The sequence below is a fragment of the Bartonella japonica genome, assembly GCF_040545385.1.
GTDB classification, from domain to species: Bacteria; Pseudomonadota; Alphaproteobacteria; order Rhizobiales; family Rhizobiaceae; genus Bartonella; species Bartonella japonica.
Genome location: NZ_JBEPLT010000020.1, coordinates 1 through 16,855 on the forward strand (window position 1 = coordinate 1; position 16,855 = coordinate 16,855).

14 protein-coding genes, 2 tRNA genes and 1 pseudogene are annotated in these 16,855 nt (G+C 36.4%); 9 read left to right on the top strand and 8 right to left on the bottom strand.

Features of this window, described 5'->3' with window-relative positions; all coding sequences use genetic code 11:
- Window positions 1-316: 316 nt before the first annotated feature.
- From ABID39_RS06995 to ABID39_RS07020, 6 genes are all read right to left on the bottom strand, one after another.
- The gene (locus ABID39_RS06995) at window positions 317-1,153 is read right to left on the bottom strand and encodes a pyrroline-5-carboxylate reductase (protein WP_354187351.1); all 837 of its coding nucleotides are present in this window, start codon (window positions 1,151-1,153) and stop codon (window positions 317-319) included.
- Between the two features lie 53 nt (window positions 1,154-1,206).
- On the bottom strand, window positions 1,207-1,452 hold the full coding sequence (locus ABID39_RS07000; RefSeq protein ID WP_354187353.1) for a hypothetical protein: 246 nt from the start codon (window positions 1,450-1,452) through the stop codon (window positions 1,207-1,209).
- Window positions 1,453-1,556: 104 nt separating this feature from the next.
- Window positions 1,557-1,925 (bottom strand): YraN family protein, encoded by a 369-nt coding sequence (locus ABID39_RS07005; RefSeq protein WP_354187355.1) that lies wholly within the window; start codon window positions 1,923-1,925, stop codon window positions 1,557-1,559.
- A 20-nt stretch (window positions 1,926-1,945) separates the two neighbouring features.
- The gene (gene rsmI, locus ABID39_RS07010; RefSeq protein ID WP_354187357.1) at window positions 1,946-2,833 is read right to left on the bottom strand and encodes a 16S rRNA (cytidine(1402)-2'-O)-methyltransferase; all 888 of its coding nucleotides are present in this window, start codon (window positions 2,831-2,833) and stop codon (window positions 1,946-1,948) included.
- 365 nt (window positions 2,834-3,198) lie between these two features.
- Entirely contained in the window at window positions 3,199-3,360 is a 162-nt protein-coding gene (locus ABID39_RS07015; protein ID WP_354187359.1) for a hypothetical protein, read from the bottom strand.
- A gap of 372 nt (window positions 3,361-3,732) precedes the next feature.
- Window positions 3,733-4,827 carry an Mrp/NBP35 family ATP-binding protein gene (locus ABID39_RS07020; protein WP_354187361.1) on the bottom strand — a complete coding sequence of 365 codons (1,095 nt, stop codon included), beginning with the start codon at window positions 4,825-4,827 and terminating at the stop codon, window positions 3,733-3,735.
- Window positions 4,828-5,466: 639 nt separating this feature from the next.
- Here ABID39_RS07020 and rpmH point away from each other — a divergent pair.
- The 8 genes from rpmH to ABID39_RS07060 all read left to right on the top strand — a co-directional run bounded on the left by rpmH (window position 5,467) and on the right by ABID39_RS07060 (window position 11,623).
- A complete protein-coding gene (gene rpmH / locus ABID39_RS07025; protein WP_011181069.1) occupies window positions 5,467-5,601 on the top strand; it encodes a 50S ribosomal protein L34 in 135 nt (44 codons plus the stop codon).
- Between the two features lie 123 nt (window positions 5,602-5,724).
- A complete protein-coding gene (gene rnpA / locus ABID39_RS07030; RefSeq protein WP_354187364.1) occupies window positions 5,725-6,117 on the top strand; it encodes a ribonuclease P protein component in 393 nt (130 codons plus the stop codon).
- The gene (yidC, locus tag ABID39_RS07035) at window positions 6,107-7,939 is read left to right on the top strand and encodes a membrane protein insertase YidC (RefSeq protein WP_354187366.1); all 1,833 of its coding nucleotides are present in this window, start codon (window positions 6,107-6,109) and stop codon (window positions 7,937-7,939) included. The genes rnpA and yidC overlap by 11 nt, the downstream gene beginning before the upstream one ends.
- Window positions 7,936-8,583 (top strand): ribosome biogenesis GTP-binding protein YihA/YsxC, encoded by a 648-nt coding sequence (gene yihA, locus ABID39_RS07040; RefSeq protein WP_354187368.1) that lies wholly within the window; start codon window positions 7,936-7,938, stop codon window positions 8,581-8,583. Before yidC ends, yihA begins: the two co-directional genes overlap by 4 nt.
- A gap of 116 nt (window positions 8,584-8,699) precedes the next feature.
- Window positions 8,700-9,392 (top strand): glutathione S-transferase family protein, encoded by a 693-nt coding sequence (locus ABID39_RS07045; RefSeq protein ID WP_354187370.1) that lies wholly within the window; start codon window positions 8,700-8,702, stop codon window positions 9,390-9,392.
- Between the two features lie 530 nt (window positions 9,393-9,922).
- Window positions 9,923-10,729: a 4-hydroxy-tetrahydrodipicolinate reductase gene (gene dapB / locus ABID39_RS07050; RefSeq protein ID WP_354187372.1), complete on the top strand. Its 807-nt coding sequence runs from the start codon at window positions 9,923-9,925 to the stop codon at window positions 10,727-10,729.
- 27 nt (window positions 10,730-10,756) lie between these two features.
- On the top strand, window positions 10,757-11,377 hold the full coding sequence (locus tag ABID39_RS07055; protein ID WP_354187374.1) for a 2,3-bisphosphoglycerate-dependent phosphoglycerate mutase: 621 nt from the start codon (window positions 10,757-10,759) through the stop codon (window positions 11,375-11,377).
- A 161-nt stretch (window positions 11,378-11,538) separates the two neighbouring features.
- A tRNA-Leu gene (locus ABID39_RS07060) sits at window positions 11,539-11,623 on the top strand.
- Window positions 11,624-13,109: 1,486 nt separating this feature from the next.
- Here the strand turns inward: ABID39_RS07060 and ABID39_RS07070 are convergent.
- A tRNA-Ser gene (locus tag ABID39_RS07070) sits at window positions 13,110-13,200 on the bottom strand.
- A gap of 296 nt (window positions 13,201-13,496) precedes the next feature.
- On the opposite strand from ABID39_RS07070, the gene ABID39_RS07075 reads away from it, so the two are divergent.
- Window positions 13,497-14,693: a porin gene (locus ABID39_RS07075; RefSeq protein ID WP_354187376.1), complete on the top strand. Its 1,197-nt coding sequence runs from the start codon at window positions 13,497-13,499 to the stop codon at window positions 14,691-14,693.
- A gap of 2,058 nt (window positions 14,694-16,751) precedes the next feature.
- On the opposite strand, the pseudogene ABID39_RS07080 reads toward ABID39_RS07075, so the two are convergent.
- Window positions 16,752-16,855 (bottom strand): annotated as a pseudogene (locus ABID39_RS07080) (orotidine-5'-phosphate decarboxylase); the annotation flags it as partial.

Sequence of the window (16,855 nt, forward strand, 5' to 3'; positions counted from 1 at the left end):
GTTAATTTGCTCTTTTATGCGATTAACAAACCAATCTTTAAAACAGATATAATTTTTAAACGTATATTATCGATAATTTCAAACGATTGAATTTTAAACAATGTGATTTGTGCTGAGATAAAAACGTATCATAAAATTTATAAACTGTTATGAATGATATCGGCTTTTCATTTCATTTGAATGCACCCATGCGTTATAATATTAGCATCATGATTTGCTTTTTATGGTTTGTTCATACATGGCAATCTTCTATAAAAAATGGTCAAATGAATTACGTATAAAAATGTGGATTCCTAAGTGGATTCATATAAAATAATTACACGCAACATATTGACTTTGTTGTATTTTTTTGATATGATGCCGCATCATCAGGTGAAGCATTTATTTTTTGCAAAGTCGTATCAAGAGCCATTATTAAAGCCTTTTTTCCCCCTTGATGAGAAAAACAACTTGATAAAAATTCATTTGTCCCTCCCTTTGTTGAAAATTCTTTCTCAAGCTGTGCAAAATCAAGAGTTTTGGAACTGTTATCTGCTGCAATTCTGCGCATTTCATCCGTAAGATTTCCAAACATCATGGCAAGAAAATCTGCTGACTGCTGTTTTTTTAACCCCTGTGTTATAAACCATTGATGCGCTGTCTCTATAAAATTAAAATAAACCCCCATGAGTGAACCAGCTGTCATGAAAAGATTAAACTGATCTTCAGCATCCAACACCAATGTACCACCCAAAGCATCAAATAAACTGCGCAAAAATGGATGATCTGGATAAATGGGTGTCAAATTTTTACCTTCTGCCACAAAAGGAAGTGGAACAGCACGATAAACCTTATGGTTGATCCACTCTTCAACTTCTTCTGCTTTTGCCATTGCCAAAACAGAAACGACAAGCTGTTCTGGACGAAAATGAAGAAGACGCAAGACTTCTTCTGCAATTTGATTAGGTAAACAAAGAAAAACACAATCGCTATGATCCAGCAATTGTTGATTGTTTTCAGCAACCATAACTTTATCATATTTCTGCGAAAGACGTTCTGATATCTGCGCATTGCGTGGTGAAATGATAATTGAAGAAATGTCAAAAGCACTCCTTATTAAGCCCTCAACCATTGAAGCACTGATTGTGCCTGTTCCCAAAAAACCAATTTTCATTTTTATTCCTTGCTCTCATAATTTAAAAAAGTTCAATCTACACTTCATACCTTTTAACTTACATAAATACCAATTGAGGAAGCAACACATAACATTGCAAGAATAATCAATCCCAAATAAACTTTTGGCTTATCAAAAAGAACCGCAAAAGCAGAGAACCACCCAACAATAGCAGCCGATAATGCAAATAAAAAACCTGGCTTATTCATGAGTACAATATGCATTGCCATTAAACTGCCAATAATCAGCGCCCCAAAAACAATCAATAAACCCGTCGCAAATTTTTCATAATCATCCATATTTTTCTCCTCATAGCGCTCGAACTGGTACGCACTTTTTTACCCTATATACTCATAAAAACGAAATATTTTTATCTGAAATAGTTAAAACTATATAGAAATTTTCATTTATCAGATGTAAAAAAAGCGGGAATATGCTGTGGTAAATGCCAAGGTAAAATCGCTATCAAATCAAAGCGTATACATAAAAGAGAATGATCTTTTTGTCGTGCCAACCAAATATCAGCTGCTGCCTCAATGCGCTTCTCATTCCTCCAAGAAACAGCAGCTATCGCTTCAGCCAATGTTGAACGCGCTTTTACCTCAACGATTAGAACAAGATTTCCACGCCGCGCAATTAAGTCAATTTCACCACATTTTGTTTTAAACCGAATTTCAGCAATATGAAATCCCTTGAATCTCAACCACCAAGCAGCCCATTTTTCTGCACGAACACCTCGATAAAAAGCCTTTTGCCTACGCGATTTTTGCATAAATCTCCCCCTTTAGAGCTTTACATATCCTTCAAATAATTCAACCTCTGGAAAAGCTCTTGCTTTTTCAAACCTGTTTTCTTTGCCACTAAAGTAGCCGCCTTAGAAGCAGGATGCGTACGTGCCAATTCTAATAACATTTCATCAATTTCTTTATCATTCATCGCTTCCAAAGAAGAAATCCCTTCCCCAACAAGTATAACAATTTCTCCACGAATACGTGCCTGTTCCCTATAACTTTCGAATAAATGTCCTAAATTGGAAACATCTACTGTTTCAAATTTTTTTGTTAATTCACGACAAATTGCAGCAGGACGATCAGCAGAAAAAAGCGAGACCATATCTTGTAAAGTTTCAACAAGACGATGGGGAGATTCATAAAAAACCAAAGTCGCAGGGATCGTTTTTAATTGTTCTAATCTCTTTTGACGCTGCACCTTGCGTGCGCTTAAAAAACCCGCAAAGAAAAAGCTATCGGTGGGCAAACCTGTTGCAATAAGAGCAGCTAAAAGAGCTGATGCACCAGGGATTGGAACAATTTTATGCGCTGCTTTGCGTGCTTCTTCTACCAAACGAAATCCAGGGTCAGAAATGAGCGGTGTCCCCGCATCTGATACAAGTGCTACACTTTTATTTTCTGCCAAAGCTGCTAATAATTTTGGACCTGCCTTTTGTGCATTATATTCATGATAAAGGAAAGTTCTTTTCTCAATACCATAACGTTCTAACAAAATACGTGTCACACGCGTATCCTCACACGCTAAAATATCGACTCCTGCAAGCACCTGCAAAGCACGAAGAGTGATATCTGCAAGATTTCCAATAGGCGTTGCTACAAGATAAAGCCCTGATTCTATGACGGGTGCAGAATAAGCATGACCCCCTATAAAATATGCTTTTTCACACATGATTTTCTCTCATAATAAAATCATCCCTCTCCACAAAAACTAAACCGATAGATTATATCCATGATCATTTCTGTCTTTTTTCTTCCCCCCCCCCAAAAAAAATCAACAACTCGAACAATCGCTCGTACCACAAAAAGATAACTTACCAAAAATTCACGCTTTTTTATGCGAAATCTTTAAGTCAAATGCGTTTTGATTATCATGATTGCTTCCAGAAAATTGGTCTCTCGCGTAGCTGATGCCACGTCAGACCTCATAATTTAACAAACCATAAAATAGGAATATTAATTCTTCTGCAAAATTTTCTCTTCAAAAGCTAGAGTCGTAACTTTCCCCATTCCGTGACCACACGCTTTTCCCCCCCTTTAAAGTTTAAATTTTTCAAATGCTCTCTCTCCAGCATTTTTCCCATCAACCTTGTCACTGATATTTCCCCTCCAAAGCAACCATAAAGAATATCCTTTAGCAACAACCACAAAAGCTTGCAAAATTCTTGAAAAATTATGCTCAATATTTAAAAATCTCATTTTAGCATATGTCCTACGATCTTTTCAGTGAAAGAATGAGCAATCTGCAACCACATCTCGAAACGCATTTTGCCATTATTGAGAAATTTTTCGATATTTTCTTAATTAGCTGTTTTAAAATTCTCTTTATGATTTATACTATTCCGTCAAAACTGTTCTCAGTTTCTCAATCTTTTTGTTCGTTTAAAAACCAATAGCGCTCTTTTTCTTTTACTCTTCTATCCCTTACTCTTCTATCCCTAAGACTTCTGGAAATATCCCTTGAATCCCCCAATTGCATGATCAATTTTTTTGTTAAATTTTTAGCAACTCTCATCTAACAAGGGAATATTCATGTTCTGCAATTCCCATACAAATCATTCTTTATATTTTTTAAAAAAGTTCGCTTTTTATTTGATCAACAATCGTACGATAAAGCTTAGCATGTGTTCCATCAGGCTTAGCAACAAAAATAGGCACCCCCTCATCTGAAGAAGACCGTAAAGCTGCATCAAGCGGTACTTCTGCTAAGAAAGGGATACCTCGTCGTTCTGCTTCTGCACGCGCACCACCATACCCAAATATATCGTAGCGTTTTTGCGTATCAGGAGCAATGAAATAACTCATATTCTCAATGAGTCCTAAAACGGGAACATTAACTTTTATGAACATTTCTATCGCTTTACACGCATCTATCAAAGCAAGATCTTGAGGAGTAGAAACAATCAATGCACCTGTCAACTGTACTTGTTGAGAAAGCGTCAATTGTGCATCTCCCGTACCTGGAGGCATATCAACCACCAAAACATCAAGAGGCCCCCATAAAACATCTCTTAGCAATTGCGTTACCGCCGCCATAACCATAGGACCACGCCATACCACCGGTTTTTCCTCTTCAACCAAAAATCCCATCGACATCATTTTAAGTCCGAATTTCTCAAGAGGTTGAAGCTTTTTCGCATCAATGATCTGTGGCTTTTTGTTCACAAGCCCTGTCAAACGTGGCAAAGATGGACCATAGATATCCGCATCCATCAAACCCGTTTTGAGTCCAGAATCTTGTAAAGCTAAAGCGATATTGATTGCCATTGTAGACTTACCAACCCCCCCCTTTCCAGAAGCAACTACAATGACATGCCGAACACCTTCTATCGGCATTTTAACGGGTAATCTATTTGCTCGATGTCTTGACGCAGAAAAAACCGTATTTCTATGTACCTGAGAAGAGTGTATCGTTTTTTTTTCTGCTGTCAGTGTAACAACAACAGCTTCAACTCCATCCAAAGCATACACCGCTTCTTCAGCAGCATGACGCAAGGATTCCCATTCTTGCACTCGTCCATCTGGAACCGTAATGGAAAAGAATACTTTTCCATGAGCAATCAATATTTCTGAAAGAAGCCCCAATGATACAATATCACTTTCAAGACCCAGTCCTTTGATTTTATGTAACGCGTTGCGGACAACCTCGCTTGTAATAGGACTCACACTCTTTCCTCTCTATAAAAATTCCAGAAAATATAGTAATAAAGACGAAAAACACTGCAACTCAATCATCTGAATTTCCCCACTTTACTGAGAAGTGTAAAACGCAAAACTCTTAGTACCATATCTCTTTAAAACACTAAACAAACCTCAAATAAAAAACGCGATCGCCAAAATCTGATATAAAACCCCATGAAACATATTTATCATACAATTCTTTACGAAAGTTCTTCTAAAAACTTTTAAGAAACAAAACTGAACAAACTTCTTATTGAGAGAAAAAAATGAAAGATTTATGTTAAAATTAAGTACACTTAACCATAATATATAATAATAAATCATGATTTTTATCTTACGCCTTTAACACCTTGGATATCCACTTGTATGACAAAAGAAATAACTGTAAACTAAGTTAATTGTTATCAATAATTATTTTTCTTGAGTTTTAAAGTGTTATAAACAAAATGCACACTCACGAGGAAATTTTTTGTGTTTTTATATAGAGAGAGAAAAATAATCTGAGATTGACTTTTTTTATATTTTTCCTTATGAATCAGCAATCATGTGATAGGATAAGACTGTTCATCTAGCGCATAATTGCTTACAAAATTAAGAAGGGCCGCACTCCGCGGTATTAAATAAATGAAACGTACTTACCAACCCTCTAAACTTGTTCGTAAACGCCGCCATGGATTTCGTGCGCGTATGGCAACAGCGAGTGGACGTAAAGTTATTGCTGCAAGGCGCGCTCGTGGACGTAAGCGGTTATCCGCTTAAGCGTTTAACTTAAACCATTTAAGTTTTTACAACACTTGAACGGTGTTCTTTGTTGTAAAATTTTTGTTATGAACCTCCAATGCCTGAAAAGCGGGCATTTAGTAAAATTGCGAAACGCTTTTTATGAAGAAAAAACATCCCTGTCGCATTCGCAAGAGAGCGGATTTTTTGGCTGCGCGCACAGGAGAAAAACGACGTGGTCCATTGTTTTTGCTCGAAGTTAAGTCCCATGAACAAACAGCAGAGACAAAGACTCCTCTTGTTGCGCGTGTAGGATTCACTGTTACACGTAAAAATGGTAATGCTGTCAAACGCAATCGTATTAAAAGACGTCTTCGTGAAGCAGTAAGGGTTGGTTTAACAGATAACATGGAGGCAGGAACGGATTATGTTATTGTAGCGCATAGGGATGCGCTCCACGCTCCTTTTACATCTTTAATCAGTGAACTAAACAGACGTATAAAACCAAGAACAAAATACCAGCAACGGCAACAGGGTAATACAAATGGAATATAATCGCAGTTTCTTTATCGCCATTGGATTGTCTTTTGCAGTACTTATCGCATGGCAGTTTCTTCACGTTGCTCCTAAACAAGCTGCATTACAACAAAAGCAAATAACCGCGCAGGAATTATCAAAACAGCAATCAGCACTTTCTACTGCAAATTTTTCTGATTCTGCACCAACGCATGAATCAATCCCCATAACTGATAGAAAAATGACTCCTGAAATCCGCAGTACCGTGTTAGCTCAAACAAACCGTATTGCCATCAAAACCAATGAACTTGAGGGTTCCATTAACCTTGTTGGCGCACAATTTGATGATCTCCTCCTCAAAAAATATCGCATGACAGTAGATAAAGCATCGCCAGAAATCGCTTTGCTGAACCCAAAAGGGTTCACAGCAACTTATCTTGCTGAATTTGGTTTTACAAGTTCGTCTTTACCCAAAAAATCCTTGCCACAATCTGATACACAATGGCAAGTAGAGGGAGAAAATACAACACTGACCCCTTCAACACCGGTCACTTTAATTTACAATAATGGACAAGGACAAATCTTCCGTCGTACCCTTTCTGTTGATGATCACTACATGTTTACCATTGAAGATTCTATCAGCAATGAAGGAGATAAACCAATCTATCTCTCATCCTATGCACGTGTTGCACGTGCTGCTCCACCAGAAGATACGAATGCAACCTATTTACTTCATGAAGGTATGATAGCGATTGCAGGTGATTCACTCAAAACTGAAAAATATCAGACTTTAGCAGAACTTGATCCAAATTCTGATAATGGCCAAAAAAGTATGACTTTTTCCAAAGTAACAGGAGGTTGGATTGGTATAACCGACAAATATTGGGCTGTAGCTGTTATTCCTCCACAAGATAAAGAATATACAAGCCGTTTTATCTATTTTGATCGCTTGCAAACACATTATCAATCTGACTTATCAGGTACGCTTTTCACAATTGCTCCCAAGGAAACAAAAACCATTACAAACCGTCTTTTTGCCGGTGCAAAACAAGTTGAAATCATTAACCACTATCAAGATAACCTAGAAATTAAAAAATTTGCTCTTTTAATTGATTGGGGTTGGTTTGATTTCATCACCAAACCAATGTTTTCCCTCATTGACATTCTTTACAAGCAGACAGGAAATTTTGGTATTGCCATTCTTCTTGTCACGGTGCTCTTGAAAACACTTCTTTTTCCGCTGGCGAACAAATCCTACAAATCCATGGCACGCATGAAGCTTATACAGCCGCTATTGTTGGAAATAAAAGACAAATATCCAAATGACAAAAACAAACAACAACAAGCAATCATAGAACTGTATAAAACGCAGAAAATTAATCCTCTTGCAGGCTGTTGGCCAATGTTGGTTCAATTTCCAATCTTCTTTGCTCTTTATAAAGTTCTGTATATTACCATCGAAATGCGGCATGCACCTTTCTTTGGCTGGATTAAAGATTTAGCGGCTCCTGATCCAACCTCTATTTTTAACTTATTTGGCTTTTTGCCATATACAACTCCAGCATTTTTGATGATTGGTGCATGGCCCTTAATCATGGGAATAACGATGTTTTTACAAATGCGTATGAATCCAGTTCCTCAAGATCAAGCACAAGCTATGGTTTTCACATGGATGCCGTTCATTTTTACTTTTATGCTTGCCTCTTTCCCTGTTGGTCTTGTCATCTATTGGGCATGGAACAATATATTGTCAATATTCCAGCAAGGTATCATGATGAAACGTCAAGGTGTTAAAATTGAGCTTTTTGATAATCTTAAAGCTATGTGGCGAAAGTCACCCAAAAAAGAAGCGCATGAATGACAAAGTGTTCTTCCCTTACTGGAATTTTTTTTCACGATTGGATTTTTATTCGTGGTGTACCAGCAGTACGTTTTCTTCCGCCTGAAGGACCTCCAGAAATTGCATTTGCGGGACGTTCTAATGTTGGGAAATCATCCTTAATTAATGCACTCGTCCAACAAAAAAACTTGGCACGTACATCGAATACACCAGGGCGAACTCAAGAACTTAATTATTTTGTACCCAATGGCTACAGTGGAGATGCAGAAGATCTTCCTCCCATGGCATTGGTGGATATGCCAGGTTATGGTTTTGCTAAAGCCCCTAAAAATCTGGTTGATGCGTGGACAGATTTGATTTTTAGCTATTTACGCGGACGTACAACATTAAAACGTGTATATGTATTGATTGATTCACGCCACGGAATCAAAAAGAATGATTCAGATGTTTTAGATCTTCTTGATAAAGCAGCGGTCTCTTACCAAATTGTTTTCACTAAAAGTGATAAAATCAAATCGAATACCCTTGAAAAATTAATAAAAACCACAAAGATACAACTTCTCAAACGCCCAGCAGCTTATCCCGAACTTCTCGTGACGTCATCAGAAAAAGCATTGGGTTTGGAACAATTGCGTGCTGCTATTTTACAAACAATCACAGTATAAATTATTAAGAGTTTTTTAAACATAATTGCTAGCTTCTGCTAATAATCTTGTGCTTTTTATCACGTATCTTTATAAAACTTCTGTATTCTCATCAACTCTATCTGATAGCGTGGATCATGCTGACACTTTTTCATTCTCCTCTCTCTTCTACCTCCCGTTTCATACGCCTTATTCTTGGGGAATATGGTATAACTACTCAGCTGATTGAAGAACATGAATGGGCTAGACGACGCGAATTTCTTGCACTCAATCCAGCCGGAGAAGTCCCCGTTCTTCTTGCTGAAAACGAAGTTCCATTATCAGGAGCCATCGTTATCTATGAATATTTAGATGAAACACATGGAAGTTTACGACAAGAGAAGAAGTTCTTTCCGTCAACTCCTTTAGATCGCGCTGAAGTACGCCGTCTCAATGATTGGTTTTTAAATAAATTTGAAACTGAAACTGCACGCCACATTGTACGAGAACGAGTTTATAAACGTGAAATGCCACTAGCCATTGGTGGCGGCGCTCCTAATTCGCAAATTTTACGCAATGCACGTGCTAATATTTTACCGCATATGAACTATCTCAATTGGCTTTGCGCATCTCGTGACTGGTTGGTCGGCTCTGAGTTATCCTATGCAGATCTAGCAGCCGCAGCTTCTGTTTCTGTCCTTGATTTTCTAGGAGAAATTGACTGGGATCAATCGCCCGCTGCAAAAGACTGGTATATGCGAATTAAATCGCGACCTTCTTTTCGTTCTCTTTTAACAGATCGTGTCCGAGGAGTTGTAGCAAGCCCTCATTATGCAGATCTTGATTTTTAAACACCTCACCAAACAAGTAAAAACAATTTTAACACTACACTACAATGAATATGCCTCTGAGCTCATAGAATCCTATGCATTTCCATATACCATGCAATAAGTCATGGTCTCGTGAAGATATTTCATCCTTTTAAAACTTATAAAATGAAAATATTCTTTCGTTTTGTTCAGATCGCCCCTTATAATAAATCACAAAACCATCTATTATGATCGTATAATAACAAACGTTTAAATGCAAAAATGATAGCAATATTGAGTTTTTTCTAAATAACATGATGGTGTTGACTTATTCATTCTCCACCTGCCAAATACATTTAATCTCCCTAATTCATGTAAGAAACATTGCATAAGATTTACATTGCTTGTTTTATAATGAAACAAAAACCACTTATCATCACGCACTTTTATAACCATACAAATCCTTTATAGAACTAAAGAAGCAAAATTTTTTTATAGAGAAAAAGAACCGTTGGAAAGAAGAAGAGAATTTGCCTATACTGGAAGAAGTAAAGTGTCATAAGGAGAAAAATATGCGCCTTACAGTTGTTGGTGCGAATGGAAGAATGGGACGCGAACTGATTACGGCTATTCAGCTGAGAGAGGATGTAGAGCTTTGTGCTGTGCTTGTCCGCGAAGGATCGTCTTTTGTTGATAAAGATGCCAGTATATTGATTCGTTCGAACACTCTTGGCATTCCCATTACTGATGATCCCGAAAAAGCCTTTTCTCATACTGAAGGTATTCTAGACTTTTCGCAGCCACAAGCCAGCATTCTCTATGCCAACTATGCCGCTCAAAAAGGTCTTCCCCATATTATCGGAACAACAGGATTTAGCAAAGAACAAGAAACACAGATTGCAAATTTTGCAAAATATACAACGATTGTCAAATCAGGCAATATGAGCCTTGGAGTCAATCTCTTAGCAAGCCTTGTCAAGAAAACCGCTAAAGCGTTAAATGCAGATGATTTTGATATTGAGATTTTTGAAATGCATCATTCTGGCAAGGTTGATGCCCCTTCTGGAACAGCTCTTCTTCTTGGAAATGCAGCAGCTGAAGGTCGCAATGTTATGCTTAAAGAAGTGCGTGTCAATGAACATAGTTCAGGCAAACGTAAAAAAGGTGCTATAGGCTTTGCCTGCTCACGAGGTGGCACAATTGTTGGTGACCATAGCGTTACCTTTGCCGGCGCAAATGAGCGTATTATTCTTTCACATGTGGCGCAAGAGCGCTCTATTTTTGCCAATGGTGCATTAAAAGCAGCTTTATGGGCAAAAAATCAAGAAAATGGTCTTTATTCAATGCTCGATGTTTTGGGATTGAATGATGAACCTTAATAATCAAAATAACGCAGGAAATTCACTATGGGATGCACACTTGTATTAATCCGTCATGGGCAAAGTGAATGGAATCTTCAAAATCTTTTTACCGGTTGGAAAGATCCTGATCTGACAGAGGAAGGTCATGCAGAAGCAATAGCAGCAGGAAAAAAACTTAAAGAAATTGGTTTAAAATTTGATATTGCTTATACATCTACCTTACAGCGTGCTCAAAAAACAGCGCAACATATTTTAGAGCAAATGGGACAATCCGATTTGCAATTGGTAAAAAATCCAGCATTGAATGAGCGTGACTATGGTGATCTTTCTGGTATGAATAAAGATGAAGTGCGTCAACAATGGGGGCAAGAACAAGTGCAAATATGGCGCCGCTCTTACGCTGTTTCCCCCCCTAATGGAGAAAGTCTTCGTGATACCTGCGCACGCGTTTGTCCTTATTATCTTTATCATATCCAACCGCATATTTTGCGCTCTCAAACTGTTTTGGTTGCAGCACACGGAAACTCTCTTCGTGCTCTCATTATGGCACTTGAAGGTCTCAACGGTGAAGAAATTATCTCTCAAGAAATAGCAACCGGTATTCCTATGATTTATACATTTAATTCCGATTCAACAATTTTATCAAAGACAATCATCACACCTTAAGTTTCTAAAATCGTAGTGGCGGTTGTAGGAAATGTGGATATTATAAAGCCGCAAGTCGCATTTGATGCAAAAAGCCTAGTGCTGGAAGGTTTTTGATTGAAGAATAAAATTTTATCATTTTATTTGACAGAACTGCTTCACATGCTTAGATGAGCTTTATAGCCCAGATGGCGAAATTGGTAGACGCACAGGTTTCAGGTACCTGTGCCGCAAGGCGTGGAGGTTCGAGTCCTCTTCTGGGCACCATCTACTTTTGCCTTGCATATAAAATACTGATTTTATTTATATTTTTTCAGAGTGCGGGATAGTAAAATAGAGGTTCGGGAATAGGATTTTGCAACATACAAAGTTTACATAATGTTTTACCAAAGAAGGTAACCATATAAAAAGTCCCTGTTAGAAAAGAAATATTTTTTATGTTTTTCATCAATTATTGCGAATTAAGGGTTCCTTTCGGGGAGGTTTTGTAGTAAAATCTGATACCTAAGTGGTAAAGATGGGAACTGGTTTGTACCATTATGCCTTTGATATTTCCCCCCCAATTAGGCTGTATTCCCGTTTCAGAGATACACAATACGCTTTCTCCCATCTGGCATACAAAAAGCAGCAACAGCAAATAGAACTCTTATCCGCCTTAATCTTTGCCTCAAAAGTGTTGATTTCTCCAAGTAACTGAGAAACTTACTTCTCAGCATGGGCGGATGTTTTTTCTACTGCCCAGTAACTGAACAGTTTCCTTTCCTGCCTTTACAATTGCTTTTTGCTCTTAGTAATAAATTTAGCAAGCGTTTTTTCTATAAGCTTACCCAAAAGCTTCACACTACCTTTTGCTACCTGAGTGCCTACAAACAAACTTTATTGAAAAATATTTGATAGCTGCACAAACAGAATGAACCTAGCCCATAAAAAACTATGCATAAATCTCCCACGCACTTCTAGTGAAGGCACTTTTTAACATTTCATACCAACGATTAAAAATAATTCAACTCAATAAAAGGCTTTTTGCAACCGCTAAAGATTTTTGAAAAATACAATCTTGTCTAAATAGATAATAACTCAAGATCTTCGCGAAGATAATGTAATTTTAAAGCAACAAACATTTCTAAAAGCAAACAAAGCTTTTCCATTTGCACAAAAAGAAATATAATCGATGATAAAATCTGGCAATTTACGAATATGTTCAAACGAGTATTATTTTTGTGCAAAGACTTGTATTGTCATAATACCGTTTGCATCAATAGGAAGGGAATGGAGGATAATAATCACTCACTTAAAGCTGGGTTAAAAGAGTCAGATTCAAACAAGTATCCTGCTCTCTACTTTACCTCAATTTATACCATAATGCTTGAAACTTATTAAGCAGAATGAAATGTTTGCTTGTGTGAAAAACAAAAATGAAGCATGCCAAAGAAAGTCTGCGTAACTTATTTCAAAGCATATCTGCGACAGAAAATTTAAAATCAGCACATAAAGTCAAAAACGATGAGCTGTAACGCATAAAAACCATAAAACAACATTTTCATAACTGAGTATATTGACACTGAATGTGCTTTTTGACTGGACTGAAGATAATCTGAATCGTTCTATAAAAAATGGTTGCATAGAGAAAAATTCACAATGGAAGAAACCAAGAAGCTATAAAGAAGTTTGGAAGAGAAAAAGCTAATTAAGTGAATCAAAGCACTCAATATTCTTGAAGATACTGATATAACCTATCGATTTTACTGATAAATGGCGGAGAGGAAGAGATTCGAACTCTCGAGAGCCTTTTGAGCCCTACTCCCTTAGCAGGGGAGCGCCTTCGACCACTCGGCCACCTCTCCAAGGGAGTGCATAAATGGTATCAACAGAAAGTTCAAGACATTTTCGATTTTTTTTTCAAAAATATCTAAGATTTTTCTTTTATTATTGCTTCATAAAGCGAAAAGCTAGCGAATAAAAATTGTGTTTTTTTTACCACATTCCCCTGAATAATACATGAATATCCTTCAAAAAAGCAATTTCGTATTTGTATATCTAAAAAAGATCAGTATAGCTATAATTACTAGTGTTACGTACTGTTCTCAAAAAAATAATAATTTTCCTGACAAAATTAAACTGCCTTCATTGGAGATACACTATGGATATTAAATACTTTTTTTTAGGTTCTACGGCAGCTCTTTTAGCAATTTCTGGAGCACAAGCAGCTTCCACAACAGTTGCAGAACCAAAGTCTTTAGAATATGTTCGAGTTTGCGATGCATATGGTAAAGGATATTTCTATATTCCTGGAACCGAAACCTGCATGCGTCTATCAGGAAATGTTCGCGCTGATTTTACAGGTGGCGATAACATCGGTGCTACAACTGATAACGAACTAAAGAACAGCAAAAAAACCTATGGTGCATCATCGCGATTAACCCTTGTTCTTCAAACCTCTTCTGAAACAGAATTGGGAACACTCCGTTCCTATGCACGTGTCTTTTCAAACTGGGGGAATGGTAGAAATACAGAGGGAGCAAAACTTGCAGCCGCTTACATTGAACTTGGTGGATTTCGCGTAGGTCTTGATGATACTATTTTCGACAGTTGGACTGGTGGCTATGGCAATGTTATAAATGATGATAGCATAGCACCTGCAGGAACGATACGTACTAATTTTATTTCTTACACCTTTAGTGGTGACGCTGGTTTCTCTGCCATTATCGGAGCAGAATTAGGCAATGCTAGCGCTCATAACGCCGCTAGGTTCTATTACATCAATAAAAATAATAAAGTTGATCAAGTTCCTAGTGAAAACTTGCCAAGTAAGGAGATAAAACATTACACTCCTAATATGGTTTTCGGTATGAAGTTTATGCAAAAATGGGGCGGTTTTTCAACAGTTGCTGCCTATGATGCTTATTATAAAAAATGGGCAAGTAAAGTGCGTGTAGATTTCAATATCAATGATCATTTAAATCTGTGGGTAATGGGTGGTTACAAAAATAACGTTGATTATTATACAAAAGATAGCGATAATGCACTTTCACGTGTGAATACCACAATCTATGCAAACTGGGGAGGAAAATGGGCTACTTGGGCTGGTGCAACTTACAAACTTACTCCAAAAGCAAGTTTGAACGCTCAAGTTTCTTACAGCACTGTAAAAACCTTTGCGACTTCTGTGAATGTTGCATACACGCTGGTTCCAGGCTTCGTGATTACACCCGAGTTGACTTATGTTTCTTGGAACGATGATCGTACTTTCAAAGATGCAAACAATACAACATATAAGCATGCTCTAAATGGAAAAAGTGCTTTGCAAGGTATGATTCGTCTTCAACGTTCGTTCTAATTTTCTTGGAGAACGCTTTTAAAGAAATTACATTTTTCAAAACTGGCAACATATGTTGCCAGTTTTTAGTTTTGAAGCCATCTATAATAATAACATCCTTTTGTGTCTCTTCATCTTTATTTGCCATACTCTCTAACAAAGTCCTACTTATCTTGACAAAAAGATTTTAAGCAATGAATCAAACAAATGCTAATAAACATAGAACTTTGCCCAAAACTTCCAAGTAATGCGGATCTTGGTCATCAAGGAATTTGTGATAGAATTGCGTAATTATCTTAGGAAAATTTAAAAATACGCTGGATAGATCTTTAAAAAATTAAAGAATAGATCAAGGAAATATTTTTAATAAAATGACGATGTTAAAATAAATAACAAGCTTCTTTTATATTTAGTATTTTTGGAATATATCAAAAGTATTTCTCTAGAATATAGTATAAAATGTCTGAAAATTGTGCATCTATATTCTTTTATATTCTTTGCAAGGCACATGCCTTTTTTCCCTCCTTTTGCAATTATTGTAAGATTTTTTTTACAACACAAATTATCCCTTGGCTATGGCTATATTATCTCAACTCGATCAGGCATAAAGCCATTCCCTGTAACAACCACCCATAATACCCAATTGTACATAATTTCATAAACTACAACAATTTTAAGTATATCTTAATGCAACGTGCTTCATTAAAACCCCACTCTCAGAAACAACCACTTCCACTCAAGTAAACACTACAATGATTACACGTAATGTTCTTTTTTAAACATCTCACTCATTCCATTTCCAAACGCATAAAATCACGTGCTTTGCAGATATAAATAATAAAACCTAGCAAACAACACGCAACCAATAAAGCCGTTATAATCTGTGGATTATACCCAGATATCTTTCAATAACCACAGCCGCCAGCCTAGCACTTCCTAATTGTAAAACTCCCATAAGCTTCAGCAGCTTGCGAAAGGCGAATGCGAATGCGAATGCGAATGCGAATGCGAATGCGAATGCGAATGCGAATGCGAAGAAATAGCCAACGTTGTTTCTAACAGCAATAAAAAAGCATTACCAAAAGTAAGAACAGCAATATCTACAAAACTTGTCACAAGTGATCATGAACTTATATACATAAGCAAAGTAAATACCCCTGCCCCTACAACAAAATAATATATCCATGCCATACAATTCTTTCTATAAAATCTTGTTTAAAGAGCTGCTGTACCATAAAATTTCTCAAAATATAGAGTAGAGAAACTATGATCAATATATTTGGCAAACTCAAAATGATAAGGAAAAAAGGCGGTTCTACAATATAAGAAAAATATGCCGCGTAAGGCAAACATGGAATAAGTGCATAAAAATAAATTTGTTTATGAATCCATCTAAGCATTCCCTCATAAATCCGACAGAAGACAAATACTAACGCTTTTAGGAAGATAACATTTCAGTTAGCACAAAACAGCATGGCAAAATGGTTATATGAAAAAGCTTAAAAATATAAAAAGTATCCTGCTAATTAAAAGATTCTAGCAACAAACCTCCCACTAAAGACACAAATGCTGGTAAAAGCCTAATAAAGGAGAAATAATCAAGTAAAGTTTTCTTACTGCTTTTTTATCCAATAAATTATTAATAATAGCACGACTTAAAACACGCCAAAAACAAACTACTAGACTTTGTAAAAATGTAATATAAGAAAAACACTTTATAAATTGATAAAAATTAATATCGTTTATTTTAAAATTATTTAATTTATTTATTAAATAAGTATTAATAATATTTAATGTTTATAAAAAGATTTATTATTATAATTTTACTTCATTCAATAAATCTTATCTTTTATTATATTGATTAATACAATAAATATTTTATCAATTTATAACCATAAACTTAACCATCTTCACAGAGTACACTTTATACCACATTCATATCCCTATAACAAACTTCCTCATTTCTACAAAATATGCCTCTAAAACCAAAAACTATATGTAAAAAATTGAAAGAACGATTATAGAACTTTGTTTTTTCTAATCACCACTAATCACATTTAATACTTATAAGCTTTCTTTTAGAGCAATGAGAAGAATATCACAAAAGTCTTTTAGCCCTTTATAATCACAGCTTAAATTCCACGACTGCAAAACTTTATGGCTAGGGTCAAAACCGATACAAA